Here is a 25,345-nt window from a genome sequence, read left to right on the forward strand (position 1 = left end):
GTCTGATTTGACGAAAAATCAGGCTGATTTTGAAGAGGAAGCAGTTTTTTGAAATTCAGGGGTGAAAAACCGAAGGTGGGGTTTGGTTTTTCACCATCCTGTTAAACCCCCCTTGCTGGCACTCGGCGCCCCTTATTTCAAACGTTAAATTTCATCAGTAATAGGAGAAATTTGTGGATACAAGGAAATTCATGGTTATGGCTGTGGCTGTTGGTATTGCCCTTGCTGGTTGTATGAACATGCCGACCCCGCCAGCTCAGATTACTGGAGCCTATGTCTCGTCACTCAAATACGAAGGATTCGAGTGTTCGCGTTTGTCTGCAGAACTAGCTTCTCTTTCTCGGAGAGAGAACCAACTGGTGAGTGCACAAACTCAGAGAATCAAAACAAGTGAAACCCAAGCATTTTGGTATGGCTATGGCCAAGGTGATGGCATCGAAGCAAGTGAGCTTGCAAATGTGCGCGGCGAACGAGAAGCGGTGCGCAATGCAATGGAAACAAAAGGCTGCAAAGGTGCAAGCTAATACTGAGCCTGAGCTTTGACGTTGGGCTAGACATAAGCGCACGGACAATTAATGAACTACTTGTCCTCGAGCCAGCGTTTCAAAGAAAATCGCCCAGACCGGAGCCTGGGCGATTTATTACGGTTCACAATGGTGAGTGGCTTGCAGGTATTCACTCACGCGCAACTCGGTGGTTTTACTCCACATGGCGCTTGATCACCGGTTTCATGAGCAGGGCCATCAGCAAGATCAGATATCTTCCGGCACCATCTTGATCGCACCGCACGGACATTCTTCCACGCATATACCGCAACCCTTGCAGTAGTCGTAGTTGAATTCGAACTTCTTGCCCGGGCCGAGCTTGATCACCGCATTATCCGGACACACGCCGTAGCAGTTGTCGCACTCGAAGCAGTTGCCGCAGGAAAGGCAGCGGCGTGCTTCAAACAGCGCAGTACCTTCGTCAAGGCCGCTGACCACTTCATCGAAGCTGGTCTGGCGGCGGATGATGTCGAGCGTCGGGCGCACGGTTTTCGGTGCGTCGGTGTAATACCAGGTGTTGAGCTTGTCGAAGGTGGCGAGCTCGTTCTTTGGCGGCTTGACGTATTCGGTGCCATTGAGCCAGGCATCGATATGGCGCGCAGCCTTCTTGCCGTGGCCAATCGCAACCGTCACGGTACGCTCGGAAGGTACCATGTCGCCACCGGCGAAGATGCCGGGGTGGCCGGTCATCATGTTCGTGCCGACCTTGACCACACCATTGGCGATTTCCAGGCCCGGTACGCCATCGAGCAGCGACAGGTCAACGTCCTGGCCAAGTGCCAGTACGAGCGAATCGGCTTCCAGCGTTTCAAACTCGCCAGTCGGGATTGGGCGGCCTTCCTCGTCGAGCTTCATTTTCTCGACCGTGATGGCGCCACCTTCCATGCTCTTGATGGTGGAGAGCCATTTCATCATCACGCCTTCTTCCAGTGCTTCTTCCACTTCGAAGTCGTGTGCCGGCATTTTTTCACGCGTGCGGCGGTAGACGATGATGGTTTCTTCCGCGCCCAGGCGTTTGGCGGTACGTGCCACGTCGATGGCGGTATTGCCGCCACCGTACACGATCACCTTGCGGCCGAGCATCGGCTTTTCTTCACCTTCCATGCTGCGCAATACGGTTGCGGCATCCAGGATCTTGGATGATTCGCAGGCCGGGATATTGGTGCGTTTGCCGATATGCGCGCCCACTGCCAGGAAAATGGCGTCGAACTTGCCTTCCTTCATGGTTTCCAGGATGTTGTCGACCTTGGTGTTGAGCTTCAACTCAACACCCAGATTGACGATGCGCTGGATTTCGCCATCGAGCACTTCGCGCGGCAGACGGTAGGAAGGAATGCCGAAACGCATCATGCCGCCGGCATACGGGCCGGCTTCATAGATCGAAACCTGATGGCCCATGCGGTACAGCTGGTAAGCCGCCGACAGACCGGACGGGCCGGCACCTACCACCAGCACGCGCTTGCCGGATTGCTTGGCCGGTTTGTCGAATTGCCAGTTGAGTTTCAATGCCTCATCGCCGAGGAAGCGCTCAACCGAGTTGATGCCCACCGCCGAATCAAGCTGGCCACGGTTACAGGCGTTTTCACACGGGTGGTAGCACACGCGGCCCATCACGGCCGGCATGGGGTTGTCGGCAGTCAGCGTTTTCCAGGCCTGGAGGTAATCACCGGATTCGGCATGGAACAGCCATTCCTGGGTGTTTTCCCCGGCCGGGCAGGCGTTGTTGCACGGCGGCAGACGCTTGAGGTAGGTGGGTTTGAAGGTACGCCAGCTACCGGTCTTGTTGGCCAGCGACGAACCGACATCCAGCGTAATCGCGAATGGCTTGTTGATTTCCTTGTTCATGATCTGTGTTCCTCGCGCTTACTTGGCTTCGGCAATCAGGCCGAACTTGCGGATATTGCGATCGGCCATTTCCTGGAAACGGGCGATGACTTCCACCTTGGGCGATTTGCCGAACAGGTGGGCAAAACGGCGCTGCGGCCGCAGGTATTCTTCTACCGGGGTCTTCTGGCGGATCGGCGAGACATTGGTGACTTCGCCATATTCCGCTTCGTAGACCGGGAACAAGCCGGTTTCCTTGGCCAGACGTGCCAGACGGATGGTGTCGTGGCTGGCCGAACCCCAGCCCAGCGGGCAGGGTACGAAGATATGGATATAGCGGGCGCCGCGCACTTCCATGGCACGCTTCACCTTGGCTTCCAGATCGTGCAGGTCGGCGACTGTGGCGGTGGCCACATAAGGAATGCCGTGCGCCATGGCCAGTTGCGGCATGTTCTTGCCCTGACCCCAGGCGTTGCCCGGCTCTTCGCCGACCGGCATGGTGGTGGCGGTACGTGCTGCCGGCGGGGTGGCAGACGAACGTTGCACGCCAGTGTTCATGTAGGCCTGGTTGTCGTAACAGATGTAGAGCACGTCATCATTGCGCTCGAACATGCCGGAAAGACAGCCGAAGCCGATGTCGGTGGTGCCGCCGTCACCGCCCTGGGCAATCACGCGTACATCCTTGCGACCTTTCACCTTCATCGCAGCGGCTACGCCGGATGCCACGGCTGCGGCATTGCCGAACAGCGAGTGGATCCAGGGAATCTGCCAGGAGGTTTCCGGATACGGCGTGGAGAACACTTCCAGACAACCCGTGGCGTTACAGGCAATCATCTGGTTGTTGGTGGCCTTCATGGCCGCGTCGATAGCGTAACGCGCGCCCAGTGCTTCACCGCAACCCTGGCAGGCGCGGTGGCCGGAGTTCAGCGAGTTGGTACGTCCGATTTCGGATTGTACCGAGCGCTGCTCTGGTGGCAGCAGACGGTTGCCGATGGTGAAGGTGCCGGTTTGGTAAAACTTGATCGGTTGATATGCCATGTTCGAATCTCCTTAGCCCACGCTGCTGGAACGGACCGCGCCGATATCGCGCAGAATGTTTTCTGCGATCGGACCTGAACGGCGCGATTTGCGCTCGCGTTCCAGTTCGCGGTTGACGCTGTTCCAGTCAAGGTCGAGGAAGTGCAGGGGCTCAAGCTGGTCATGCGTGGCCTGGCGGAATACACGATGCAGCGAGCTGCGCAGGATGTTGCGGCCACCCAGACCGGCCACCACGGTGTAGATCTTGGTATCCAGGCCATCCATGGCCAGACGTACGTCGGTGGCAACAATGCCGCCGATGCCGATGGCCAAGCTCTTTTCCAGCACGATGATGCGGCGGGCGTGCGAAAGGGCACGGCGGATCGCGGCAATCGGGAACGGACGGAACGAATGCACGCCCACCACGCCGATCTTGATGCCGTCTTCACGCATTTCATCGATGGTGTCCTTGATCGTGCCCAGCACGGAGCCCAGGGCCACGACGATGGTTTCGGCGTCTTCGCACTTGTACTGGCGAATCAGGCCACCGGATTCGCGCCCAAAGATTTCCTTGAACTCGGCCGAGATCTTCGGGATCAGTTCCAGCGCCTGCATCTGCTTGGCGTGCGCCAGATAACGCACTTCGGTAAAGGCTTCCGGGCCGACCATGGCACCAATGGAGACCGGGCTGGTCGGATCGAGTACCTGGCGCGGGCTATACGGCGGCAGGAAGGCATCGACCTGTTCCTGCGTCGGCATGTCTACCTGTTCGTAAGCATGGGTCAGAATGAAACCGTCCATGCAGACCATCACCGGCAGGCTGAGTTCTTCGGCCAGCTTGAAGGCTTGGATATGCAGGTCGGCGGCTTCCTGGTTGTTTTCGGCGAAGATCTGGATCCAGCCGCAATCGCGCTGCGACATCGAATCGGTGTGATCGTTCCAGATATTGATCGGCGCGCCGATGGCACGGTTGGCCACGGTCATCACGATCGGCAAACCCAGGCCGGAGGCGTTGTAGACTGCTTCGGCCATGAACAGCAGGCCTTGCGAGGCTGTGGCAGTGTAGGTGCGCGCACCGGCAGCAGAGGAGCCGATGGCTACCGACATGGCAGCAAATTCGGATTCCACGTTCAGGTATTCGCAATCCTTGATATCACCGGCTTTGACCATTTCGCCCAGACCTTCCACGATGTGGGTCTGCGGGGAAATCGGGTAGGCACAGATCACTTCCGGACGGCACAGGCCGACCGCTTCGGCTACGGCGTGGGAGCCTTCGCATTGCTTAAGCATGGGCAGCCTCCAGTTCGGCTTTGAGGGTGTTGTAGGCTTCGGTCGCGGCGGCAATGTTGCCCTCAGCGATCTTGCCGGAGAATTTTTCACGAATGGCGGCAGCCACCGAATCGATCGAAATCAGGCCCGATACGGCAGCAAAGGCGCCCAGTAGCGGCACGTTCGGAACCGGACGGCCTACGTGCTTCAGTGCAAGATCTGTAGCCGGAACAGTCAAAAGACGCTCGGGGCGGAAACGCTTGGCCAGATCGCTCAGGCCCAATTCGTCATAAGTCTTGCTGGTGTTCAGGATGACGTAGCCATCCGGGCGCAGGCCGGAGAACACGTCCACGGTGTAGAGCAGGGTCGGATCCTGGATGATCAGTGCATCGGGCTCGATAATCGGCTCGCGCAGGCGGATTTCCTTGTTATCGATGCGGCAGAAGGCAACGACTGGCGCGCCGGTACGCTCGGAACCGAAGCTCGGAAATGCCTGGGCATTGCGACCTTCCAGGAAGGCAGCGATCGAGAGCATTTCTGCCCCCGTCACAACCCCCTGGCCGCCACGACCGTGGATTCGTACTTGGAACATCGTGTAAATCTCCTATCCAGTAGTGGATGAGTGCATGTTTGATCCCTGGCGCATGCCGGCGAGCGCCGGCCTGCACGCGGGATCGGTGAAGATGCAATGCCTGAACCGAAAATCTGGATGACGCCAACCGGCCGATAGGCGCACGTATGCCCGTGATGACACAAACTGGTTTGTGTCAGGCCGGAATGACTGGGTCAAAAACTGGGAGCGTTGTTGCGAGCTGCATATCCCGCCATGCTTTGTTGGTCAGGCCAATCCGGAACTGAGATTCCGGCTATCCTGATCCGACAATGGGATCGTTGGTCTTGCAAACAGACTGCTGAACTTGGCAGTACGGAAATAGGGCTGGATAAACCGGCAATCAGCTTGTTGCAGTAAAAATCGTGTTGCGTATCGATCTCAATTGCGTAAACCGTTGCCAAAACCTGACCAAAACCGCACAGGAACTTTGATTTTATAAGATATTATTTCGTTGCATATTCGTCTGTCGGATACAACATGCAATGAAATAAAGTCTTTGGACGTAACAAGAGTCGGTTGCAACTTTGTTACGGAGCGGATGATGCAGCAATTGCATTGCATACGAAATGATCGAAATCAAACAATGCCAAGCTGTAACTTGTTTGGGTCTTTCTTGGTAATTTTAACGATTTGATGGGCGCGCGGCTTTCGCCGGGCCCGACCGATCCGGATCATTGAATGCAGACTGGTAAATGGACCTGTATCTTGTATGGGAAAATGCGGTCAAAGAACCAGTTCTAAAAAAAGAGGATCATGGCGCGTTATCTGATCAAACGCCTTTTATTGATGCTGCCAACGCTGCTGGGCGTCATGCTGGCAACCTTTGTCGTCATCCAGTTCGTGCCGGGCGGGCCGGTCGAGCAGATGATGTACGAACTCAAGGGGCGCGGATCCGGTGAAGCCGCTGCGGTTTCTTCCTCGGGCGCATATCAGGCAGCCAGAGGCGTGGATGCCGAGAAGCTGGCAGAAATCAAGGCATTCTACGGTTTCGACCAGCCTGCGCACGTGCGTTTCCTGGAAATGCTCGGGCGTTTTGCACGTTTCGATCTCGGCCAAAGCTGGTTCCATCATGCCGATGTCTGGACACTGATCAAATCCAAGCTGCCGGTGTCGATCAGCATCGGACTGACAAGTTTTCTGCTGGCCTATCTGGTGGCGGTGCCGTTGGGCGTGGCCAAGGCCGTGCGTCATGGCAGCCGTTTTGATCTGGTTACGACATTGCTGCTGCTGGCAGGTTATGCCATCCCGGGTTTTGTGCTGGGGGTGGTCCTGCTGGTGCTGTTTGGCGGTGGCAGTTTCTGGCAGGTATTCCCTTTGCGCGGGCTGGTATCGGACAACTGGGCCGAACTGAGCCTGATGGGCAAGTTGATGGATTACCTCTGGCATCTGGTGCTGCCGGTAATTGCCATGACACTGGGCAGCTTTGCCAGCCAGACGCTGCTGACCAAAAATGCTTTTCTGGAAGAAATCCGCAAGCAATACGTGATGACGGCCCGGGCCAAGGGCTTGTCCGAGCAGCGCATTTTCTGGAAACATATTTTGCGCAACGCGCTGATTCCGCTGCTGGTCGGTTTGCCCGAAGCATTTCTGGCTGCGTTCTTTACTGGCAGCATCCTGATTGAAACGCTTTTTTCGCTCGATGGTCTCGGTCTGCTATCTTATGAGTCCATCCTACGCCGCGATTATCCGGTGGTGTTGGGCACGCTGTATTTCTTCACCCTGCTGGGCTTGTTCGGGCGTCTGGCTTCCGATATCTGTTATGCACTGGTTGATCCGCGAGTCGGCTTCGAGGAGGCAAGATGATGCGGCGTGGTCTGGGTTACTGGGGCAGGGCGTGGCAGCGTTTTCGGCAACAACGCCGCGCCTGGTGGAGTCTGATACTGTTTGCAGTACTGTTCGTGCTGAGCCTGGGTGCAGAACTGCTCTCCAATGACCGGCCCTTGCTGGTGAAGTATCAGGGCGAATATTACTATCCGCTAATGCGCGATTATCCGGAAACCGTATTCGGCGGCGATTTTCCGACACCCGCCGATTATCTTGACCCATTCATTCGTGGGCAACTGGCGACCCCGGGCAACTGGGCCATCTTCCCGCCCAATCACTATGGCCCGAATACGATCAATTATTTCACCAGTTTGCCCAATCCGGCGCCGCCATCGGCTGACAACAGGCTGGGTACTGATGATCGCGGCCGTGATCTGCTGGCGCGACTTTTGTACGGTTTCCGTATTTCCGTGTTGTTCGGGCTGGCACTGACGCTGGTGGGAAGCGTGTTGGGCATGCTGATCGGCGGCCTGCAGGGCTATTTCGGTGGCAAGCTCGATCTGATCGGGCAGCGTTTGACTGAAATCTGGATGTCATTGCCCGAGCTTTACCTGTTGCTGGTATTTGCGTCGATCTTCGAGCCCAGCCTGCTGATTCTGCTGGCGATCATGAGTGTGTTCGGCTGGATGGGATTGTCCGATTATGTGCGTGCCGAATTCCTGCGCACGCGCAATCTGGAATATGTCACCGCCGCGCGGGCCATGGGATTGTCGAACTGGCAGATTATCCGGCGGCATGTATTGCCCAACAGCCTGACGCCGGTGCTGACCTTCATGCCGTTTCGCATGAGCGCGGCCGTGCTGGCGCTGACCAGCCTGGATTTTCTCGGCTTGGGTATCGCTGGCCAGTATCCTTCATTGGGCGAATTACTGGCCCAAGGCAAGGCCAACCTCGATGCCTGGTGGATTTCGCTATCGGCATTTTCCACATTGGTGGGCATGCTGATGCTGTTGATCTTTATTGGCGAGGGGTTGCGGCAGGCTTTTGATCCGCGCGCGTAAATGACTTGTTCAAAATCTTGCGGCGAGGTGCTGATGAACATTCCGGTTCCTGCATTCCATCCGCCCACACCTGCTTTGGCTCGTTCGCCTGCCTAAATGGCTATTTCAAATGAGTAATTTCATGAAAACAATCTATTGGTGTTTTCCGGGCGGGCGTCACAAGGCACTGACACTGAGCTACGACGACGGCAAGACAGCCGATCGCCGGCTGGTCGACATCATGAACCGGCATGGTATTCGCGGCACGTTTCATCTCAATGCCGGCAAGTTTGGCCGCGATGGCCGCATTGAGCGCGATGAAGTCGCCGCGCTATATGCCGGTCACGAGATTTCTGCACACTCGCTCACGCACCCAACCCTGACGCGCATGCCCAGGGAACTGGTGGTGCAGCAGTTGCTGGAAGATCGGCGCGGGCTGGAAAGGATCGCGGGCTATCCGGTGCGCGGCATGTCGTACCCGAATGGGGCATTCAATGATGAAATCGCCAGCCTGCTGCCGCATCTGGGGCTGATGTATGCGCGTACGATCGTTTCAACGGGCCGGTTTGACTTGCCCGATGATTGGCTGCGCTGGCCTGCCACCTGCCATCACAATGACAATCTGCTGGGGCATGCTCATGCCTTCAATGCACTGTTCAAGCAGCACATGCCGTATCTGTTCTACGTCTGGGGTCATAGCTACGAATTCGACAATGACAACAACTGGGGCCTGATCGAGGAATTCTGCGCGTTGATGAGTGGTCGTGCCGAGATCTGGTATGCGACCAATATCGAGATTGTCGATTATCTGGATGCCGCCAGACGCTTGCAGTTCACCATGGATTGCGACCGGGTGTTCAATCCATCGGCGCAAACGGTGTGGATCAGTGTTGAGGGCGACGTGCGCGAGATTCCGTCCGGCAGGCTGTGCGCGCTAAGCTAGCGCATATTTGGCAGCCGAGAGTACCAATGGCGAGGTAATCGAGGCCAGAACGGTTGTGAGGATCAGGCTGCTGGCGATCGGGCCTTCCTGGGTCTGGAACTGGCGCGCCATCAGGTAGACGTTCGCACCCGTGGCGATCGAGGCCATCAGCACCACAACCAGCGTTTCCATTTCTGGCAGGCCCAGCAGCATGGCAATCAGCAGCACGGCGAGCGGATGGGCAACCAGTTTCAGCAGGGCAATCGCCGCCGGCATGCGCCAGTCCTTGCCGATACCGTATTCCGCCAGCCCCATTCCCAGTGCGATCAGTGCCATGGGCGCGGTGGCGCTGCCAATCATGTCCAAGGTGGTGTTGACGATAGCCGGCATGCCCAGCCCGGACAGCCCCCAGGCGGTGCCGGTCATGATGGACGCCACAATCGGGTTCATCAGCACATTTTTCAGGGTACGCCCGAAGCCTTGTACCGACAGGCTGCCATGCTTGGCCCATTCCACCGAGATGGTGACCAAGGTCCACAAAATCAGGGAATTGAAGATGACGACCAGTGCCACGCTTGGCAGCGCCTGATCGCCCAGCAGCATCTTGGCCAGCGGCAAGCCCAGCATCAGGTTGTTGCAGAAGACACCGCCCAATGCAAAAACCGATTGGCCGGTGCCATCAAGCTTGAAACATTTCCATGCCAGCAGGCGCCCCAGCGCAAACACCACAAAGCAGCCGCCAAAGAAGGCAATCAGCAGCCGTGCATCCACCGGAGGCAATTTGGATAGATCGCTCATCAGGTGAAACAGCAGCGCCGGAAAAGCCAGTGTGAAAACAAAACGCGAAAGCGATTCGGACATGCTGCGTGGCCATTTCCCCACGCGCATGGCGGCGTAACCGACAAAAACCAGAATGAACAACGGCGAAGAGTTGATGACCTGATTCAGCAATATCGACATGACGCGAAAAGATGGTGCGCTGCGAGAGAAAGTCGGTATTGTCAGATAAAACGATTAACCGCGCGATGTTTTTTATGTGTGCGGATGAACGGGGATGCGCCTTGCCCCAAAAGATCCGGCGCTTGTTGCGAAGCGGCCGGCCAGTGGCGTGCCGCAATCCGGGCACCTGCCGGATTCGGTGAGCCGGTATTCCAGGATGTCATAGCCGCTGCGCCGGATCAACGGAGCATGGCAATGGGCGCAATAGCTGGTGGCGCCCTCGGTGCTGTAAATGTTGCCAAGGTAGACATGCTGCAGTCCGATCTGGCGGGCAATTTCGCGTGAGCGGATCAGCACCGAGGCTGGTGTGGGGGGCTTGTCGAGCAATTTCCAGGCTGGATGGAAAGCGGTGAAGTGCAACGGCACATCGGCACCGAGTTCGTGCAAAATCCAGCGGCACATGGCTTCGATTTCCTGCGTGCTGTCATTTTCTCCTGGTATCAGCAGCGTGGTGATTTCAAACCAGACAGTCGTTTCGTGTCGCAGATAGATGAGCGTATCGAGCACCGGCTGCAGATGGCCGCCGCACAGACGCACATAGAAATCGTCGCTGAAGGCTTTGAGATCGACATTGGCAGCATCCATTTTGGCGAAAAAATCACGCCGTGCTTCGTCGCCGATATAACCGGCGGTAACGGCAACGGTATGGATGCCAAGCGCATGGCAGGCATCGGCCGTATCCAGGGCATATTCGGCGAAAACCACCGGGTCGTTATAGGTAAAGGCAACGCTGGCCGTTCCATATGATTGGCAAGCCTGTGCGATCGCTTGCGGGCTGGCGCTGTCTGCAAGCGTTTCCATTTCGCGTGATTTGGAAATATCCCAGTTCTGGCAGAATTTGCAGGCGAGATTGCACCCTGCCGTACCAAACGAGAGCACGCTTGATCCGGGATAAAAATGGTTGAGCGGTTTTTTTTCGATCGGGTCGATGCAAAAGCCGGATGAGCGACCGTAGGCTGTCAGGACGATCACCTCACCCTGGCGCATACGCACGAAACAGGCACCACGCTGTCCGTCGTGCAGGCGGCAATCGCGCGGACACAGATCGCACTGGATGCGGCCATCGGGCAAGGCATGCTGCCAGCGCCCGGTCAGCTTTCCTTCCATTTTTGTACTCGATAGCGTTGTACGGTGAATTGATCGATCGGCGTATCGCTGGGCAGGCCGGCTTTCTGCTTCAGATGGGCCAGGAACAGGCGCGGATCAGGGAGTTGTTCCCATACCTGAGGCAAGAATGTGGCCCGGTGCAGTCCACAACTGATAACGATGCCGTCTTCGAACGGTACGATTTTTTGCAGCAGATCGGCCTCATCGGTGAAAGTGAGTGGCTCGGGAGGGGTCAGCAGCGAGACTTCCACCTGCACCTGTTTGAATTCTTCCTTTTCCAGCGGGTAAAAACGTGGGTCATGCAAGGCGGCCGCCACCGCATTGGCGCGCACATCCTCCAGTAGCGGTCGATGCGCCTGCAGGGAGCCGATGCACCCGCGCAACTGGCCCTGTTTGGTCAGGGTCACGAAGGTTGCACTCTGCTGCGTTAGCAGCGGAAATTCCACGGGCACAGGGCAGGGCGGCCCACCCAAGGCTTCGCTGATGGCTGCACGCGCCTGGCGTAACAGTTCCTGGCCCAGAGCGTCTTGATTCATGATTCCTCCGAGAAGCTGATAGCGGCATAACCCACTACCCGATTCTTGTCTCCTGCCGTATCCCCGGAATTGCGGTAATCGAGCAACTCTCCCTTCAAGCCTAGCTCGTGTGCGTGCAGGAGCAAGCCCCGAATGGGCATGCAACCGCAAGCATCCTGATCGCTGATATGGTTATCGGTCGTGACAATGCGGCGCAGGGTTTCCTGATCGCGGGACTTTGCCTGATCGTAGGGCAGATAATGCGAAAGATCAGAACTCAGCACGATCAACGTCTCCGGGCCGCCCCAGGCAAATTCCAGTACATCGGCCACATCCTGCGGGCTGGCCAAACCGACAATCAGTGGAACAAGCTTGAAATCGTTCAGCACGCTTTGTAAAAAAGGCAGCTGGACTTCGAGTGAATGCTCCATGGCATGGCAGGCATTCATGCGCTGGACCTGCGGCAAGCGTGCAAGCCGTTCACAAAACTCCAGATCCAGGGCCACCGAACCCAATGGCGTGGCAAAGGCCTCGGCCTCCGGCAGTGCCAGTCCGCGCAGGGCAACGCGATGTGACGGACCCAGCAATATCACGCGCCGGATGCGGCCGGCCCATGGCGCGATCGCGTGATAAGCTGTGGCGGCAACCGGGCCGGAGTAGACATAGCCCGCATGCGGAACGATGATGACCTTGGGTGGATGGGATGCGGGCGGCGCTTGGACCTGGCCGAGCATGTCCCGTACGGCATCGGCCAGCTCGATCGGATCGGCAGGGTAGAAATAGCCGGCGACGGCGGCAGGGCGTACAGGGGGCATGGCCGGTATCTCCGCAAGAAATCCTGCCCTCATCATAGACACCCACCATGGGCTGTCAGGAACAAATTACAGGTTCGGGAAACCGATTGTCGGATGGATAAGGTATGGCTTTACTGGAAATCGAGAGACTGACAGTGCGCTTTCCCGGCTGTGACGCTGTTGCGGTGGATGACATTAGTCTGGTGTTGCCGGCGAGTGGCAAGCTGGCGCTGGTGGGCGAATCGGGCAGTGGCAAGAGTGTGACGGCACGGGCGATTCTGCAGCTGGATCAGGCAGCCCGATGCCGCGGTTCGATCCGCTTTGATGGCAAGAATCTGCTGGAAATTGATGATCGCCAGCTCCGGGGAGTGCGTGGCGGGCGTATCGCCATGATCTTTCAGGAGCCGATGAGTGCATTCAATCCGCTTTATCCGATTGGAGACCAGATCGGCGAGGTACTGCAGTTGCATCGCGGCATGCACAAGGCTGCAGCCTGGCATGCTGCCGGGGCATTGCTGGAGCGGGTCGGCATTGCCGATTCAGCCCGACGCATGCAGTCGTTTCCGCACCAGTTGTCCGGCGGTCAGCGCCAGCGCGCAATGATTGCCATGGCACTGGCCGGCGAGCCGGAATTGCTGATCGCGGACGAGCCGACCACTGCTCTGGATGTGACATTGCAGGCGCAGATCATGGCGTTGATCAGCGAGTTGCAGTGCGAACGCAAGATGGCCGTGCTGTTGATCACGCACGATCTCAACCTGGTGCGCGATTTCGCCGACCATGTTGCGGTGATGCATCAGGGGAAAATCGTGGAAACCGCGCCCGCCAGCGATTTGTTCGCCGCACCGCGCATGGCCTACACCCGCGAGTTGCTGGCGAGCCAGGTGGCCCGTCTGGCCGATATGGAGGCTGCTTCCGATGAGGTGGTGGTACAGGCGCAAGGACTGGCGCAAACCTATACCAAGCGGCGCTTTTGGCGTGATGAGTACTACCCGGCGTTACAGCCACTGGATTTCAGTCTGCGCCGTGGTGAAACACTGGCGGTGGTCGGCGAATCCGGTAGCGGCAAGACCTCGTTGGCCATGGCTTTGTTGCGGCTGGCTTCGGGCGCTGCAGGGCAAATCAGCTGTGGTTCGCAGCGTTTTGACCAACTCGCCGGCAAGGCAAGGCGGATAGCTCGCCGCCGCATGCAGATCGTGTTTCAGGATCCGTTCGGGGCCTTGTCACCCAGGCAAAATGTGGCGGAAATCGTGACCGAAGGGCTGCTGGTGCATGCGCCCGAACTCAGCGCGGCGGAGCGATTGACGGCAGCGGAGCAGGCCTTGCAGCAGGTGGGGCTGGATGCGGCCGCGCTGGATAGGTTCCCACATGAGTTTTCCGGCGGTCAGCGCCAGCGTATCGCCATTGCGCGGGCCTTGGTTCTCAAGCCCGAACTGCTGGTTCTGGATGAGCCGACCTCGGCCCTGGATGCCACTGTGCAGCGCCAGGTGCTGGAACTGCTCGCCAGCTTGCAGCGCCAGTACCAGATCGCCTTTGTGCTGATCACGCATGATCTGCATCTGGTGCGCGCCATGGCGCATCAGGTGCTGGTGCTCAAGGATGGAGAAGTCATCGAGCGCGGAGGTGTGAATGATGTGCTGAATAAGCCACAACATGCCTATACCAAGGCATTACTGAAGGCGAGTGGTTTGCATGACACAACAAAATCGACCTGAAAAGGTCGATTTTGCTGATGGGATGCGTGTATTGCTTCAGTCGGAGAGCGCTGCCTGCAGGTCTTCCAGGGTGAGGTGCCAGCGCTGCAGCAGACGGGAGAAAATAGCCATTTCTGCTTCGCTGAAATCACCGTCTGCCTTGGCGATATCCAGGGCCACGGCTGCGACAAGCGTGCGTTTTTTCGGTTCGTCCACTGTTTCGAGCAAGTCGTCGATACGTTGCTTGTCGATCAGCTTGATCTTGCCCTCCGCATCGGCTTCGTCGGTCAGATCGTTGCAGTAATCCTGCAGCACCGTAATGAAATCCTTGCGGCTGATGCCAAGCAACTCATAAACATTCAGGTGTTCAAGTTCGTCGATTTCCGACGGATCAAAATTGCCGTCGCCGATCATCTGCATGATCAGGATACGGGCCATGGCTTGCGGGCTGTTGTAGGGATATTTTTTCATTTTTGGATTCCTGCAGTTTCAATTGCTGTGCGAAATGCCTTGGGCATGGCCACTGTGCGGCGCGTCGCGTAATCATAAAACACAATGGCCGTTTTGGCGCTGGCTACCTGTCGGCCGCTGTTTTTTTCGGTGACCACATAGTAGAGGTCAAATGCCGCGCGGCTGATTTCACCAATGCGCAATTCAATGCGCAGCCATTCTCCGGCGAAGGCCTCGCTCTGAAACATGATGGCAGCATCGGTCAGGATGATGCCCGCGCCGCCCAGATCGCGCTCATCAACATGGCCCAGCGCACGAATCCACTGCAAGCGGGCTTCATGCAGCAATCCCAGTACGGCATTGTTGGCCAGGTGATTGCCATAGTTGAGATCGGTAACCCGCACGGCGAGCTCGGCCACAAAGATGGTTTTTTCCGGTAGTTCAAGGCGCAAACGCGGCATTTTCAGCGAGATATTCAACAAAAATACCGTTCGAGTGTATCGGTATGTGGCAGTACCGGCAATCGAGAGGTTTGTTTGCTAGATTTAAAGCCCATCCTTGCAAGGAGGTTTTAATCATGTATCAACGCATACTGGTCCCTGTGGACAACAGCGCAAGCAGCAAGGTCATGCTGGCCGAAGTAGCCCGGTTTGCCAAGCTTTGCCCGAGCGCAACCATCAAGCTGGTGCATGTGGTCGACCTGGCGCCGGCAACTTCATCTGAAACAGAATTCATGAGTCCCTCCGCCATTACCGATGTCGAAAGTGCGATCAAGCGCAGTGGTGCCGAAGTGCTCGATACTGCAGTGGCGCAAGCCAAGGCAGCCGGTCTGGTACCGGAAGCGACTGTTCTGGAGATTTATGGCCAGCAATTGGCCAGCGCGATTGTCGACGAATCCAAAAACTGGAATGCCGACATCATCATCATGGGTACGCACGGCTACAGCGGCCTGTCGCACCTGTTGATGGGCAGCGTGGCCGAGGGTGTAGTGCGCCATGCAACCGTGCCGGTATTGCTGGTGCATACACGCGGGTAGTCGAGTCATGGCAATGTGGGTGCCGTAGACAAGCCCGCCAACTCGCTGCCACGGCGACTGGGCGCTGTTTTTGCTAGACTGGAATTGCAAACACAAGAGGGGAGTGGATCATGTACCAACGAATTCTGGTTCCGGTAGACAATAGCGCCACCAGCCGCAATGCTTTGGATGAGGCCTTGCGCTTTGCCAAAAATGAAAAGGCTCAGCTGCGACTGGTGCATGTGATCGATCTTGCTCAATTCGCCTGGAGTGCCAACGAATTTCTGGATGTACCGCAGTTGCAAGCTGCGCTCAAGGAAGGTGGCCAACAGGTGCTGGCAGAAAGCCTCGCCCTGGTGAGCGAACGCGGTATCGAGGCTGAAACGGCATTGCTGGAAACCTGGGGTGGTATTCTGGCCAAGGCGATTGTCGAAGATGCCAATAGCTGGAAAGCGGACCTGATCGTGATGGGCACGCATGGCTATGGCGGCCTGACGCACATGCTGCTGGGCAGTGTGGCTGAAGGCGTGATGCGCCATACGCCGGTACCAGTGCTGCTGGTACGCAACAAGGAAAAACCGGGCAAGGAATAAGAAATCAAATTGGCTGAAACAAAACCCCTGAATCACCGCCTGCGCGTCGAGAATCATGATCGTGACAGTGCCGGGTTGACCTACGTCTACCCGGTGATTTCCCGTCGGGCCGGCGGTGTCTCTGTCGGCATCAACCTCAATCCCAATAACGCCTGCAACTGGCAATGCATCTACTGCCAGGTTCCCGATCTCAAGCGCGGCCCGGCTCCGCCCATCGATCTGGCACAGCTTGAAGACGAGTTGCGCTGGATGCTTGGTCAGATTGTGCATGGCGATTTCATGCAGATACGTGTGCCAGAAGATGTACGCCGGTTGAACGACGTGGCGTTTTCCGGCAATGGCGAGCCCACCACCAGCAAGCAATTCGCGCAGTGCGTAGAGTTGGTCGGCAGGGTGCTTGCCGATTTCGATCTGGTTGGCAAAATCAAGCTGGTGCTGATCACCAATGGCAGCCAGATGGATAGGCCAGATGTGCTGTTGGCGCTTGCGCAGATGAAGCAGCTCAATGGCGAGGCCTGGTTCAAGTTTGATCGCGCGCCCGATGGCCGTTTCAATGCGGTGAATCAGGTGGTGCTTTCTCCGCTTCAGGTGGCGCGACGGCTCAAGGCCGCAGCAGCACATTGCCCAACCTGGTTGCAGACCTGCATGTTCATGCAGGATGGCCATCTGCCTGATGAGGCAGAGATTTCAGCCTGGCTGGGGTTTGTCGGTGAACGACTGAGTGAGGGCGTGCCGCTGCAGGGGGTTTTATTGTACGGGCTGGCACGGCAGCCGATGTTGCCCGGTGCAACCGAGCATCTGAGCCCGGCCCCGGCCGAATGGATGGAAGCGCTCAAGGTCAGGATCGAGGAGCTGGGTTTGCCGGTAAAACTCAGTCTCTGATTATCATTGTCGGGCATCCACGGCGCGGCCGCCTGGCCGCGTTTTCAATCAAGAATCAATTCAAGATCCGGCCGGTCATTGGCGGCATCGCGCAATACGGCGAGCAGTGCCGTGTAATGTTCATGGCCGAGCGCAGTGGCCGAAGCGTCATGCCGGTGCCAGACGATCTGGACCGGGCCGGGGATATCCGTGGTCAGTACATCGAACAGTGCATCCAGATTGTGCCCAAAATGTGCGGGGAGTTCGGTTTGTACTGCCAATTGCCGGTATACCTCCTCCAGACTGACGGGCGCAATGAATTCGATGCGGGTTACTGGCATGGCGGCACCTCTTGGAAAGTCCGGTAGTGATCCACGGTCACAAAGCGGGATTCGCGGCTGAAGACGATGCGTTTGGCCCCGCGCTTGCCGCCACGATAATCCAGATCGGCTTCCTTGTAGCGCCCGGCAGGCAGGCGCTTTTCGTAATTGCCGAAGTGATCCCCGCCAATTGATTTGCCCGGCAGCACGCGATGCAGATCGCTGCCGGGTCGCCACCCCGCCGCCGCCGCTTCTTTTTTGGTCACAAATTTTGCAGGAAGATCGCCGGTTTGATTCAAGTTGCTCAAGACTTGTGCCAGCTCAACCGCATTGACGGTGGGGCGCAATTGCCGGTTGAGTTGTTCGGCAACGATTTCACAACTGGCTGCGTGAAGGAGGCCACTGGCAGTCAATAACAGGGCAAAAAAAGATAGGCGCATGCTTTTCCCGGATCGTGGCGGTGCTTGATTATTTGAATTGCGCACGCAGATGTCAAAGGAGAAGGCTGCGAGAAAACCTTGTTTTCTGTCAAAATAGCAGGTTCACATGTACCGATACCGTTCCGCCTGGCGTGCGGAAGATGCAGGAGCACAGCAGATGACCCAGATCCATGCCTACGATTCCACCTTGCGAGATGGTGCGCAAGCCCAGGGTATTTCCTACTCGGTGGATGACAAAATCAAGATTGTCGAGCGGCTCGATCAACTGGGTATCAGCTATATCGAAGCGGGTAACCCTGGCTCGAATCCCAAGGATCTGGAGTTTTTCAAGCGCGTTGGCGAATTGAAACTGACGCATGCCAGGATCATCGCCTTTGGCAGTACACGCAAGGTCGGCATCGCGGTCGAGGATGACAACAACGTCAAATCGCTGCTGAAAGCCGGTACGCAGGCCGTGGCGATTTTCGGCAAGAGCTGGGATTACCAGGTTACCGACATCCTGCGCACCACGCTGGAAGAAAATCTGGCCATGATCGGCGACACCATTGCCTTCTTCAAGGGGGAAGGCAAGGAGGTGGTGTTCGATGCCGAGCACTTCTTTGACGGTTACCGCTTCAATCCGGAATATGCCATGCAATCGCTGGCAGCCGCAGCCAAGGCCGGTGCCGATTGCCTGGTTCTGTGCGACACCAATGGCGGTACTTTCCCCGATGTGGTGCGCAAGGTGACGGAGCTGGTTGCTGCTGAATTTCCGGGCACGGCTATCGGTATCCACTGCCACAACGATTGCGAGATGGCCGTGGCCAACTCGGTAGCTGCCGTGCAGGCCGGTGCCACGCAGGTGCAGGGCACGATCAATGGCATCGGCGAGCGCTGTGGCAACGCCAATCTGTGCGCGATCATCCCCAATATCCAGCTCAAGCTAGGTTTGGACTGCCTGCCCAACGGCAATCTGGTGCATCTGACTTCCACTGCCCGCTATGTGAGCGAGATCGCCAACATGCCGCTCAACGACAAGGCGGCCTACGTGGGCAATGATGCCTTTGCGCACAAGGGTGGCATGCATATTGATGCCGTGAACAAGAATCCGGTTTCGTATGAGCATGTGAACCCGGAAATGGTCGGCAACAATCGTCGCATCCTGATGAGTGAGGTGGCGGGGCGCAGCACGCTGCTGGCCAAGATCAATCTGGTGGATCCGACACTCACCAAGGATTCGCCCGAAACGCAGAAGATTGTCGACCGGCTCAAGGAACTGGAACACGAAGGCTATCAGTTCGAGACGGCCGAGAGTTCGTTCGAGCTGATCGTGCGCAAGTTGCTGGGCAAATTCCAGCCTTCTTTTGATCTGAAGGCGTTCCGGGTGATCGTGAATGAACCGGCGATCGATGGCGAAAACTCGTCGGCCATGATCAAGATCGCTGTCGATGGCGAAAACGAGATTTCAGCAGCGGAGGGCGATGGCCCGATCAATGCGCTGGACAAGGCGATGCGTCGGGCGCTCGAGCGTTTCTATCCGGCCATCCGCGAGATGAAGCTGACCGATTACAAGGTGCGCGTACTCGATTCGGACAAAGCCACGGCGGCCAAGGTGCGTGTGCTGATCGAGTCGGCTGACCGCTTCGGATCGTGGACAACCATTGGCGTTTCCACCGACGTGATCGATGCCTCGTGGCAGGCGCTGGTTGATGCGATCGAATACAAGCTGGTGCGGGAGCAGGAGCGGCAGGGGTAGACCTTGGTCTGCAGCAAGGGTTTGCCGCAGGCATAACCCGGGAAGTTCGATTAACTTGTGCATTGGATACTTGGGTTGGCCGGGAGTTCGTCCCGGCGGCCGAGTTTCTTTTCTTGCTTCGCCAAGAAAAGAAACCAAAAGAAGGCGACCCCGCTGCCACGCCCTTCGGGTGCCCTTGCGCTTCTCGAAAATCGTGGCGGCTGCGGGACTCGGGCTTGCGCCCTCAGACAGTCCTCGCCGAATTCCCACGATCTTCTGCGATGCTCGGCGTGGCAAGGGGAAGGGTGGTATTAGACACTGTATCGAATACCTGAGCCGCACAAGAACACATTAACTCCTTCAAGGGCGCCAGCTGGATTGGCATACAAATCAGTTGCGCTTGAGACGCAAACTGCACCTTGTGATCAAGGATTCCCTTGATCTACCACCGGCTTCAACATCACCAGCTTCAACTGTTCCTGCTCGACAGGGCGCAAGGTTGTCTGCAGGCAGGCGATCAAACCGTGCTTCGGATGGTTGAATTCGCGCCGGCCACCTTGTCTTTCCAGTACGTCATGCTGCTTCCAGAAACGCACGAATTCGGGGCTGGCATTGGTGAGTTCTTCCACCAGTTTTTGCAATGCCGGTTCTTCCAGACGTGAGCGGCAATCGGCACGGAATTCAGCGGTGATGCGCCGTGCGCGCGTTTCCCAATCAACCAGAAAGTGGCGTGCCTGTGGCATCAGGAACACATAACGCAGCAGATTGGGTGGTGTTGGATGCGGTTGATCGAGCCAGCCACTGAAGAGCTCTGCTGCTTGTGTGTTCCAGGCCAGCATGTCCCAGTAGCGGCCCATGATGTAGGCAGGAATGTGGATGTCGTCGAGTAAACCGGTCAGCGACGGCGGCGCATCGTCTTCGCCTGTTTCGCTCGCTTGCGGGTCGCGCCGGTCGGCCATTTCGAACAGGTAGGCACGTTCGGTGCGCGTCAGTTGCAGCGTCTGGGCAAGCCGATCGAGTACTTCGGCCGAAACATTGACTTCACGCCCTTGCTCGATCCAGGTATACCAAGTAGGGCTGATGCCGGCGAGCTGGGCGACTTCCTCGCGGCGCAGGCCTTGCGTGCGGCGTCGGCTGCCGGCGGGAAAGCCGAATGATTCCGGCGCGCAGCGCTGGCGCAATACCTGCAAAAAATCGCCCAGCTCCTTGCGACGGGTATCCATTTCTTCCTCGTGGCTATTAGTTTTGATACTAGTATAACTGCTAGTCTTGTTCTGGTATCAAAGACTGCCTACCATGCGAATCAACACTGATCCGGCAAATGCACCAAATCTGGATGCAAGTGTCTGATGGATCGGTAGTATTTCAATTTTCCAGGCCGAATCAAGGAGTCACCCATGGCTGGCAAGACGCTGTATGACAAATTGTGGGAGTCGCACGTTGTCCGCGAGGAAAGCGACGGTACCTGTCTTCTCTATATCGATCGTCACCTGATGCACGAAGTGACCAGCCCGCAGGCTTTCGAAGGGCTGCGTCTGGCTGGCCGCAAGGCATGGCGTAATACCTCGATCGTGGCTGTGCCGGATCACAATACCCCGACCAACCACTGGGATCGCGATATCGAAGATCCGATCTCCAAGGCGCAGGTCGATACGCTCGATGCCAACATCAAGGAATTCGGCGCGCTGATCTACTTCCCGTTCAAGCACGAAAACCAAGGCATCATCCACGTGATCGCTCCGGAAAACGGCGCCACCCTTCCGGGCATGACCGTGGTGTGCGGAGACAGCCATACGGCCACCCACGGTGCCTTCGGCGCGCTGGCGCATGGTATCGGCACTTCCGAAGTCGAGCACGTGCTGGCCACGCAAACGCTGGTGCAGAAGAAATCCAAGGCCATGCAGATCAAGGTCGAAGGCAAGCTCGGTGCCGGCGTGACCGCCAAGGATGTAGCACTCGCCATCATCGGCAAGATCGGTACCGCTGGCGGCACCGGTTACTGTATCGAATTTGCCGGTTCCGCGATCAAGGGTCTGTCGATGGAAGGCCGCATGACCGTGTGCAACCTGGCGATCGAGGCCGGTGCCCGCGCCGGTATCATCGCCGCCGATGAAACCACGTTTGCCTATCTCAAGGGCCGCAAGCATGCCCCGCAAGGTGCAGACTGGGATCGTGCGGTTGAATACTGGAACACCCTGCATAGCGATGCTGATGCCCAGTTCGATACCGTGATCGAGATGAAGGCTGAAGAAATCGAGCCGCAAGTGACCTGGGGCACTTCGCCCGAGCAGGTATTGGCAGTAGGCGGCAAGGTGCCGAATCCTGCCAACGAAGCCGATCCGGTCAAGCGTGCCGGCATTGAGCGCGCCCTGCAGTACATGGGCCTGCAGGCTGACATGCCGATCACCGACATCCAGATCGACAAGGTTTTCATTGGTTCCTGCACCAACAGCCGTATTGAAGACATGCGCGCTGCTGCTGCCGTGGCCAAGGGCAAGAAAGTGGCTGGCAATGTGAAGCTGGCGCTGGTTGTGCCGGGTTCGGGCATCGTCAAGCGCCAGGCCGAAGCCGAAGGCCTGGACAAGATCTTTATCGAAGCCGGTTTCGAATGGCGCGAACCGGGTTGCTCGATGTGTCTGGCGATGAATGCCGACCGCCTCTCGCCGGGCGAGCGTTGCGCTTCGACCTCCAACCGCAACTTCGAAGGCCGTCAGGGCCCGGGTGGCCGTACCCATCTGGTGAGCCCGGCCATGGCTGCTGCTGCTGCGATTGCCGGTCATTTCGTTGACGTGCGCGCACAGTAATCATTTTCCTGGAGGATCTTGTGATGAAGCGAATTCTGATTGTTGCCTTGTTGAGCATGATTGCCTTGACCGGCTGCAACACCGTTCAGGGCTTTGGCAGGGATCTGGAAAAGGTTGGCGAAAAAATTGGCGATGCCGCCAAGAAATAAGCGAGGATTTCCCATGAAAGCATTTACGCAACTCAACGGGCTGGTGTGCCCGCTGGATCGTGCCAACGTCGATACCGACGCGATCATCCCCAAGCAGTTCCTGAAGTCGATCAAGCGCTCCGGCTTCGGCCCGTACCTGTTCGATGAATGGCGTTACACCAACTATGGCGAGCCGGGCATGGATTGTACCAACCGCCCGCTCAACAAGGAGTTCGTGCTGAACCAGCCGCGTTATCAGGGCGCACAGATTCTGATCGCACGCGATAATTTTGGCTGTGGCTCCTCGCGCGAACATGCGCCGTGGGCGATTGAGGATTACGGTTTTCGCGTGATCATCGCCCCGTCGTTTGCCGATATCTTCTTCAGCAACTGCTACAAGAATGCCGTGTTGCCGATTGTGGCCAGTGCCGAGATCGTTGATCGCCTGTTCAAGGAGTGTGAGGCGACCGAAGGCTACAAGCTGGATGTGAATCTGGCCGAGCAAACCGTGACCACGCCATCCGGTTTCAGCTTCAAGTTCGATATCACCGAGCACCGCAAGCACTGCATGCTCAATGGCCTGGATGATATCGGCCTGACACTGCAGCATGCGGATGAAATCAAGGCGTTCGAAGCAAAGCACAAGGCAAGTCAGCCTTGGCTGTTCGCGTAATCAATTAATGCAGGGCGGGTTAGGCGCAGCCGTAACCCGCCGAATGTTTGCATGAATCAAGGCGGGTTACGCCGCAAGGCAGCGAACCTGCCCTACAAGGAAAAACAATGAAAATCTGTTATCTGCCGGGTGATGGCATTGGTCCGGAAATCATGGCGCAGGCGCTGCGCGTGCTGGATGTGTTCAAGAAAGAAGGCATGGATATCGAGCTGACCGAAGGCATGCTCGGCGGTGGTGCCGTCGATGCCACCGGTTCGCCGTATCCGGAATCCACGCAGAAGCTGGCGCGTGAAGCCGATGCCGTGCTGCTTGCAGCCGTGGGTGGCCCGCAGTGGGATAGCCTGCCGCGCCCGCAACGTCCGGAACGTGGCCTGCTTGGCATCCGCAAGGATCTGAACCTGTTTGCCAATCTGCGCCCGGCCGTGCTGTACCCGGAACTCGCCAATGCTTCCACGCTCAAGCCGGAAGTGGTGTCGGGCCTGGATATCATGATCGTGCGTGAACTGACTGGCGACATCTACTTCGGCGAGCCGCGCGGCATCAGCGTGGAAGACGGCAAGCGCGTAGGTCGCAACACCATGATCTACAACGAAGACGAAATCCGCCGCATCGGCCATGTCGCGTTCAAGGCTGCGCAAAAGCGCAACAAAAAGGTGTGTTCGGTCGACAAGATGAACGTGCTTGAGACTACCCAGCTCTGGCGTGACGTGATGATCGAGATTTCGGCCGAGTATCCGGATGTCGAACTCAGCCACATGCTGGTTGATAACGCCGCAATGCAGCTGGTGCGCAATCCGAAGCAGTTCGACGTGGTCGTCACCGGCAATATCTTCGGTGACATCCTGTCCGATGAAGCGTCCATGCTCACAGGCTCGATCGGCATGCTGCCGTCGGCTTCGCTCGATCAGAACAACAAGGGCATGTACGAACCGTGCCACGGCTCGGCCCCGGATATCGCTGGCAAGAACCTGGCCAACCCGCTGGCCATGATCCTGTCGGTGGCGATGATGCTGCGTTACACCTTTGCTGACGAAGCCACCGCAACCCGCATCGAAAATGCCGTGAAAAAGGTCCTGGCCGATGGTCTGCGTACCGGCGATATCTACGAAGAAGGCACCAAGAAGGTATCGTGCTCGGAAATGGGCGATGCCGTGATTGCTGCGCTGTAAACGGCAGTGCAATAAATTACAGACAAGGGCGCGGAAGTTACCGCGCCTTTTGTTTTGTTGCACATGGAATGTGCAGTGCAAGTTCCTGTTCGATTTAATGAAAATTCAGAGTAACTGCCCATGCAGCAAGCCAGCTATCTGTTCCTCAATGTGCTGATGCCGATTTTCCTGCAGGTCTTTGCAGGTTTCCTGCTGCAAAAACGCTTTCCGACTGAAATCGGCAGCCTGAGCAAGGTGCAGTTCTACGTGTTCATTCCGGCGATTGCCTTTACCAGCCTGTATACAACCACGTTGGGTGGCAGCCTGCTGCTGGCAATCATTGCGAGCTGCGTGCTGGTTGCGCTGACGCTGTTCGGAATTTCCTGGCTGGTGGTCCGCGGTGCGCGGCTCGACATGGAAAAACGCCATGCGCTGTATAACGCGGTGACCATCTACAACAGCGGCAACTACTGCATCCCGCTGATCCAGTTGCTCTACAACACGCCGTTTTCGTATTCGGTGCAGATCGTGATCGTGCTGGTGCAATCGGTGTTGACCAATACCTTTGGCATCTACAACACCGATGCCAAGGGATTGAATCTGGCCAAGCTGTTGCGGGTAGTGCTGTATATGCCGACCACGCTGGCCATGCTCGCTGCCGTGGCCTGCCGGTTGCTGGATGTCACGGTGTGGCAGCCGATGATGGTGTCGCTGAACGTGCTGGCATCCGGACTGGTCCCGCTGGCGCTGGTCACCTTGGGGGCGCAGCTTGCTACCTCGAAGATCGGGCAGTTTCCGCTCGATGTCTGGGTGTCCGGTTTTCTGCGCCTGCTGATTGGCCCGCTGGTTGCCTGGGCTATTGTGCGTTTGCTGGGGATCGAGGGCGTGGCGGCGCAGGTGATCATCATCTGCTCCGGCGCCCCCTCGGCCGTGAATACGGTGGTGCTGGCACTTGAATTCAAGGGCGATGCGGAATTCGCATCCAAAACCGTTCTGTTTTCGACGCTGCTGAGCGCCGTGTCGATGCCGCTGGTGATAGGCATGGCTTTGCGTTATGCCTGATGAGTTAGCCAATTCGGGGACGTAGATTCCAGAG

At 57.3% G+C, this 25,345-nt stretch carries 27 protein-coding genes; 14 read left to right on the top strand and 13 right to left on the bottom strand.

Features of this window, described 5'->3' with window-relative positions; translation table 11 throughout:
* Window positions 1-191 precede the first annotated feature (191 nt).
* Window positions 192-524 carry a hypothetical protein gene (locus AC0KVQ_RS12110; protein ID WP_473421420.1) on the top strand — a complete coding sequence of 111 codons (333 nt, stop codon included), beginning with the start codon at window positions 192-194 and terminating at the stop codon, window positions 522-524.
* 228 nt (window positions 525-752) lie between these two features.
* Here AC0KVQ_RS12110 and AC0KVQ_RS12115 read toward each other — a convergent pair whose 3' ends face one another.
* The 4 genes from AC0KVQ_RS12115 to AC0KVQ_RS12130 are packed head-to-tail and all read right to left on the bottom strand — an operon-like array spanning window position 753 to window position 5,247.
* The gene (locus tag AC0KVQ_RS12115; RefSeq protein WP_473421421.1) at window positions 753-2,390 is read right to left on the bottom strand and encodes an NAD(P)-binding protein; all 1,638 of its coding nucleotides are present in this window, start codon (window positions 2,388-2,390) and stop codon (window positions 753-755) included.
* An 18-nt stretch (window positions 2,391-2,408) separates the two neighbouring features.
* Window positions 2,409-3,407 (bottom strand): thiamine pyrophosphate-dependent enzyme, encoded by a 999-nt coding sequence (locus AC0KVQ_RS12120; RefSeq protein ID WP_473421422.1) that lies wholly within the window; start codon window positions 3,405-3,407, stop codon window positions 2,409-2,411.
* Window positions 3,408-3,419: 12 nt separating this feature from the next.
* Window positions 3,420-4,676, bottom strand: a complete 1,257-nt coding sequence (locus tag AC0KVQ_RS12125) for a transketolase C-terminal domain-containing protein (RefSeq protein WP_473421423.1) — start codon at window positions 4,674-4,676, stop codon at window positions 3,420-3,422.
* Window positions 4,669-5,247 carry a 2-oxoacid:acceptor oxidoreductase family protein gene (locus AC0KVQ_RS12130; RefSeq protein ID WP_473421424.1) on the bottom strand — a complete coding sequence of 193 codons (579 nt, stop codon included), beginning with the start codon at window positions 5,245-5,247 and terminating at the stop codon, window positions 4,669-4,671. The genes AC0KVQ_RS12125 and AC0KVQ_RS12130 overlap by 8 nt, the downstream gene beginning before the upstream one ends.
* A gap of 774 nt (window positions 5,248-6,021) precedes the next feature.
* Here AC0KVQ_RS12130 and AC0KVQ_RS12135 point away from each other — a divergent pair.
* From AC0KVQ_RS12135 to AC0KVQ_RS12145, 3 genes are all read left to right on the top strand, one after another.
* The gene (locus AC0KVQ_RS12135; RefSeq protein WP_473421425.1) at window positions 6,022-7,071 is read left to right on the top strand and encodes an ABC transporter permease subunit; all 1,050 of its coding nucleotides are present in this window, start codon (window positions 6,022-6,024) and stop codon (window positions 7,069-7,071) included.
* Entirely contained in the window at window positions 7,068-8,093 is a 1,026-nt protein-coding gene (locus tag AC0KVQ_RS12140) for an ABC transporter permease (protein WP_473421426.1), read from the top strand. The genes AC0KVQ_RS12135 and AC0KVQ_RS12140 overlap by 4 nt, the downstream gene beginning before the upstream one ends.
* 121 nt (window positions 8,094-8,214) lie before the next feature.
* Window positions 8,215-9,015 (top strand): polysaccharide deacetylase family protein, encoded by an 801-nt coding sequence (locus AC0KVQ_RS12145; protein ID WP_473421427.1) that lies wholly within the window; start codon window positions 8,215-8,217, stop codon window positions 9,013-9,015.
* Here the strand turns inward: AC0KVQ_RS12145 and AC0KVQ_RS12150 are convergent.
* The 4 genes from AC0KVQ_RS12150 to amrB all read right to left on the bottom strand — a co-directional run bounded on the left by AC0KVQ_RS12150 (window position 9,007) and on the right by amrB (window position 12,430).
* Window positions 9,007-9,954, bottom strand: a complete 948-nt coding sequence (locus tag AC0KVQ_RS12150) for an AEC family transporter (protein ID WP_473421428.1) — start codon at window positions 9,952-9,954, stop codon at window positions 9,007-9,009. The genes AC0KVQ_RS12145 and AC0KVQ_RS12150 overlap by 9 nt on opposite strands.
* 72 nt (window positions 9,955-10,026) lie before the next feature.
* Window positions 10,027-11,100, bottom strand: a complete 1,074-nt coding sequence (gene amrS, locus AC0KVQ_RS12155; RefSeq protein WP_473421429.1) for an AmmeMemoRadiSam system radical SAM enzyme — start codon at window positions 11,098-11,100, stop codon at window positions 10,027-10,029.
* Entirely contained in the window at window positions 11,085-11,636 is a 552-nt protein-coding gene (gene amrA / locus AC0KVQ_RS12160) for an AmmeMemoRadiSam system protein A (RefSeq protein ID WP_473421430.1), read from the bottom strand. The genes amrS and amrA overlap by 16 nt, the downstream gene beginning before the upstream one ends.
* On the bottom strand, window positions 11,633-12,430 hold the full coding sequence (gene amrB, locus AC0KVQ_RS12165) for an AmmeMemoRadiSam system protein B (RefSeq protein WP_473421431.1): 798 nt from the start codon (window positions 12,428-12,430) through the stop codon (window positions 11,633-11,635). The genes amrA and amrB overlap by 4 nt, the downstream gene beginning before the upstream one ends.
* Window positions 12,431-12,534: 104 nt before the next feature.
* Here amrB and AC0KVQ_RS12170 point away from each other — a divergent pair, with 104 nt between their 5' ends.
* On the top strand, window positions 12,535-14,124 hold the full coding sequence (locus AC0KVQ_RS12170) for an ABC transporter ATP-binding protein (protein ID WP_473421432.1): 1,590 nt from the start codon (window positions 12,535-12,537) through the stop codon (window positions 14,122-14,124).
* 36 nt (window positions 14,125-14,160) lie between these two features.
* Here AC0KVQ_RS12170 and AC0KVQ_RS12175 read toward each other — a convergent pair whose 3' ends face one another.
* Together AC0KVQ_RS12175 and AC0KVQ_RS12180 are read right to left on the bottom strand one after the other, a co-directional pair.
* Complete coding sequence (locus AC0KVQ_RS12175) at window positions 14,161-14,574, bottom strand: hypothetical protein (RefSeq protein ID WP_473421433.1); 414 nt, start codon at window positions 14,572-14,574, stop codon at window positions 14,161-14,163.
* Complete coding sequence (locus AC0KVQ_RS12180) at window positions 14,571-15,032, bottom strand: acyl-CoA thioesterase (RefSeq protein WP_473421434.1); 462 nt, start codon at window positions 15,030-15,032, stop codon at window positions 14,571-14,573. Before AC0KVQ_RS12180 ends, AC0KVQ_RS12175 begins: the two co-directional genes overlap by 4 nt.
* Window positions 15,033-15,130: 98 nt before the next feature.
* Here AC0KVQ_RS12180 and AC0KVQ_RS12185 point away from each other — a divergent pair, with 98 nt between their 5' ends.
* From AC0KVQ_RS12185 to AC0KVQ_RS12195, 3 genes are all read left to right on the top strand, one after another.
* A complete protein-coding gene (locus AC0KVQ_RS12185; RefSeq protein WP_473421435.1) occupies window positions 15,131-15,589 on the top strand; it encodes a universal stress protein in 459 nt (152 codons plus the stop codon).
* Window positions 15,590-15,699: 110 nt separating this feature from the next.
* Window positions 15,700-16,161: a universal stress protein gene (locus AC0KVQ_RS12190; protein ID WP_473421436.1), complete on the top strand. Its 462-nt coding sequence runs from the start codon at window positions 15,700-15,702 to the stop codon at window positions 16,159-16,161.
* A gap of 9 nt (window positions 16,162-16,170) precedes the next feature.
* Window positions 16,171-17,043, top strand: coding sequence for a radical SAM protein (locus tag AC0KVQ_RS12195; protein ID WP_473421437.1), 873 nt, complete (start codon window positions 16,171-16,173; stop codon window positions 17,041-17,043).
* A 44-nt stretch (window positions 17,044-17,087) separates the two neighbouring features.
* Here the strand turns inward: AC0KVQ_RS12195 and AC0KVQ_RS12200 are convergent, their stop codons facing one another.
* Both AC0KVQ_RS12200 and AC0KVQ_RS12205 read right to left on the bottom strand, forming a co-directional pair.
* A complete protein-coding gene (locus AC0KVQ_RS12200) occupies window positions 17,088-17,363 on the bottom strand; it encodes a barstar family protein (RefSeq protein WP_473421438.1) in 276 nt (91 codons plus the stop codon).
* Window positions 17,354-17,782, bottom strand: coding sequence for a ribonuclease domain-containing protein (locus AC0KVQ_RS12205; RefSeq protein WP_473421439.1), 429 nt, complete (start codon window positions 17,780-17,782; stop codon window positions 17,354-17,356). The genes AC0KVQ_RS12200 and AC0KVQ_RS12205 overlap by 10 nt, the downstream gene beginning before the upstream one ends.
* 157 nt (window positions 17,783-17,939) lie before the next feature.
* Here AC0KVQ_RS12205 and cimA point away from each other — a divergent pair, with 157 nt between their 5' ends.
* Window positions 17,940-19,517 carry a citramalate synthase gene (gene cimA, locus AC0KVQ_RS12210; protein ID WP_473421440.1) on the top strand — a complete coding sequence of 526 codons (1,578 nt, stop codon included), beginning with the start codon at window positions 17,940-17,942 and terminating at the stop codon, window positions 19,515-19,517.
* Window positions 19,518-19,921: 404 nt separating this feature from the next.
* Here the strand turns inward: cimA and AC0KVQ_RS12215 are convergent, their stop codons facing one another.
* The gene (locus AC0KVQ_RS12215; RefSeq protein ID WP_473421441.1) at window positions 19,922-20,719 is read right to left on the bottom strand and encodes a helix-turn-helix transcriptional regulator; all 798 of its coding nucleotides are present in this window, start codon (window positions 20,717-20,719) and stop codon (window positions 19,922-19,924) included.
* A gap of 174 nt (window positions 20,720-20,893) precedes the next feature.
* On the opposite strand from AC0KVQ_RS12215, the gene leuC reads away from it, so the two are divergent.
* The 5 genes from leuC (at window position 20,894) to AC0KVQ_RS12240 (ending at window position 25,311) form a co-directional block, all read left to right on the top strand.
* Window positions 20,894-22,300, top strand: a complete 1,407-nt coding sequence (leuC, locus tag AC0KVQ_RS12220; RefSeq protein WP_473421442.1) for a 3-isopropylmalate dehydratase large subunit — start codon at window positions 20,894-20,896, stop codon at window positions 22,298-22,300.
* A 23-nt stretch (window positions 22,301-22,323) separates the two neighbouring features.
* Window positions 22,324-22,449 (top strand): entericidin A/B family lipoprotein, encoded by a 126-nt coding sequence (locus AC0KVQ_RS12225; protein ID WP_473421443.1) that lies wholly within the window; start codon window positions 22,324-22,326, stop codon window positions 22,447-22,449.
* A gap of 13 nt (window positions 22,450-22,462) precedes the next feature.
* Entirely contained in the window at window positions 22,463-23,101 is a 639-nt protein-coding gene (leuD, locus tag AC0KVQ_RS12230; protein ID WP_473421444.1) for a 3-isopropylmalate dehydratase small subunit, read from the top strand.
* 107 nt (window positions 23,102-23,208) lie between these two features.
* The gene (leuB, locus tag AC0KVQ_RS12235; RefSeq protein ID WP_473421445.1) at window positions 23,209-24,270 is read left to right on the top strand and encodes a 3-isopropylmalate dehydrogenase; all 1,062 of its coding nucleotides are present in this window, start codon (window positions 23,209-23,211) and stop codon (window positions 24,268-24,270) included.
* A gap of 120 nt (window positions 24,271-24,390) precedes the next feature.
* Window positions 24,391-25,311 (top strand): AEC family transporter, encoded by a 921-nt coding sequence (locus tag AC0KVQ_RS12240; RefSeq protein ID WP_473421446.1) that lies wholly within the window; start codon window positions 24,391-24,393, stop codon window positions 25,309-25,311.
* Window positions 25,312-25,345 lie beyond the last annotated feature (34 nt).

Source organism: Formivibrio sp. oc-25 (genome assembly GCF_055810895.1).

Bases quoted from the DNA above. Each gene is read 5' to 3' on its own strand.
- AC0KVQ_RS12110 (WP_473421420.1), top strand. From the start codon at position 192: ATGGTTATGGCTGTGGCTGTTGGTATTGCCCTTGCTGGTTGTATGAAC.
- AC0KVQ_RS12115 (WP_473421421.1), bottom strand. From the start codon at position 2,390: ATGAACAAGGAAATCAACAAGCCATTCGCGATTACGCTGGATGTCGGT.
- AC0KVQ_RS12120 (WP_473421422.1), bottom strand. From the start codon at position 3,407: ATGGCATATCAACCGATCAAGTTTTACCAAACCGGCACCTTCACCATC.
- AC0KVQ_RS12125 (WP_473421423.1), bottom strand. From the start codon at position 4,676: ATGCTTAAGCAATGCGAAGGCTCCCACGCCGTAGCCGAAGCGGTCGGC.
- AC0KVQ_RS12130 (WP_473421424.1), bottom strand. From the start codon at position 5,247: ATGTTCCAAGTACGAATCCACGGTCGTGGCGGCCAGGGGGTTGTGACG.
- AC0KVQ_RS12135 (WP_473421425.1), top strand. From the start codon at position 6,022: ATGGCGCGTTATCTGATCAAACGCCTTTTATTGATGCTGCCAACGCTG.
- AC0KVQ_RS12140 (WP_473421426.1), top strand. From the start codon at position 7,068: ATGATGCGGCGTGGTCTGGGTTACTGGGGCAGGGCGTGGCAGCGTTTT.
- AC0KVQ_RS12145 (WP_473421427.1), top strand. From the start codon at position 8,215: ATGAAAACAATCTATTGGTGTTTTCCGGGCGGGCGTCACAAGGCACTG.
- AC0KVQ_RS12150 (WP_473421428.1), bottom strand. From the start codon at position 9,954: ATGTCGATATTGCTGAATCAGGTCATCAACTCTTCGCCGTTGTTCATT.
- amrS (WP_473421429.1), bottom strand. From the start codon at position 11,100: ATGGAAGGAAAGCTGACCGGGCGCTGGCAGCATGCCTTGCCCGATGGC.
- amrA (WP_473421430.1), bottom strand. From the start codon at position 11,636: ATGAATCAAGACGCTCTGGGCCAGGAACTGTTACGCCAGGCGCGTGCA.
- amrB (WP_473421431.1), bottom strand. From the start codon at position 12,430: ATGCCCCCTGTACGCCCTGCCGCCGTCGCCGGCTATTTCTACCCTGCC.
- AC0KVQ_RS12170 (WP_473421432.1), top strand. From the start codon at position 12,535: ATGGCTTTACTGGAAATCGAGAGACTGACAGTGCGCTTTCCCGGCTGT.
- AC0KVQ_RS12175 (WP_473421433.1), bottom strand. From the start codon at position 14,574: ATGAAAAAATATCCCTACAACAGCCCGCAAGCCATGGCCCGTATCCTG.
- AC0KVQ_RS12185 (WP_473421435.1), top strand. From the start codon at position 15,131: ATGTATCAACGCATACTGGTCCCTGTGGACAACAGCGCAAGCAGCAAG.
- AC0KVQ_RS12190 (WP_473421436.1), top strand. From the start codon at position 15,700: ATGTACCAACGAATTCTGGTTCCGGTAGACAATAGCGCCACCAGCCGC.
- AC0KVQ_RS12200 (WP_473421438.1), bottom strand. From the start codon at position 17,363: ATGCCAGTAACCCGCATCGAATTCATTGCGCCCGTCAGTCTGGAGGAG.
- AC0KVQ_RS12205 (WP_473421439.1), bottom strand. From the start codon at position 17,782: ATGCGCCTATCTTTTTTTGCCCTGTTATTGACTGCCAGTGGCCTCCTT.
- cimA (WP_473421440.1), top strand. From the start codon at position 17,940: ATGACCCAGATCCATGCCTACGATTCCACCTTGCGAGATGGTGCGCAA.
- AC0KVQ_RS12215 (WP_473421441.1), bottom strand. From the start codon at position 20,719: ATGGATACCCGTCGCAAGGAGCTGGGCGATTTTTTGCAGGTATTGCGC.
- leuC (WP_473421442.1), top strand. From the start codon at position 20,894: ATGGCTGGCAAGACGCTGTATGACAAATTGTGGGAGTCGCACGTTGTC.
- AC0KVQ_RS12225 (WP_473421443.1), top strand. From the start codon at position 22,324: ATGAAGCGAATTCTGATTGTTGCCTTGTTGAGCATGATTGCCTTGACC.
- leuD (WP_473421444.1), top strand. From the start codon at position 22,463: ATGAAAGCATTTACGCAACTCAACGGGCTGGTGTGCCCGCTGGATCGT.
- leuB (WP_473421445.1), top strand. From the start codon at position 23,209: ATGAAAATCTGTTATCTGCCGGGTGATGGCATTGGTCCGGAAATCATG.
- AC0KVQ_RS12240 (WP_473421446.1), top strand. From the start codon at position 24,391: ATGCAGCAAGCCAGCTATCTGTTCCTCAATGTGCTGATGCCGATTTTC.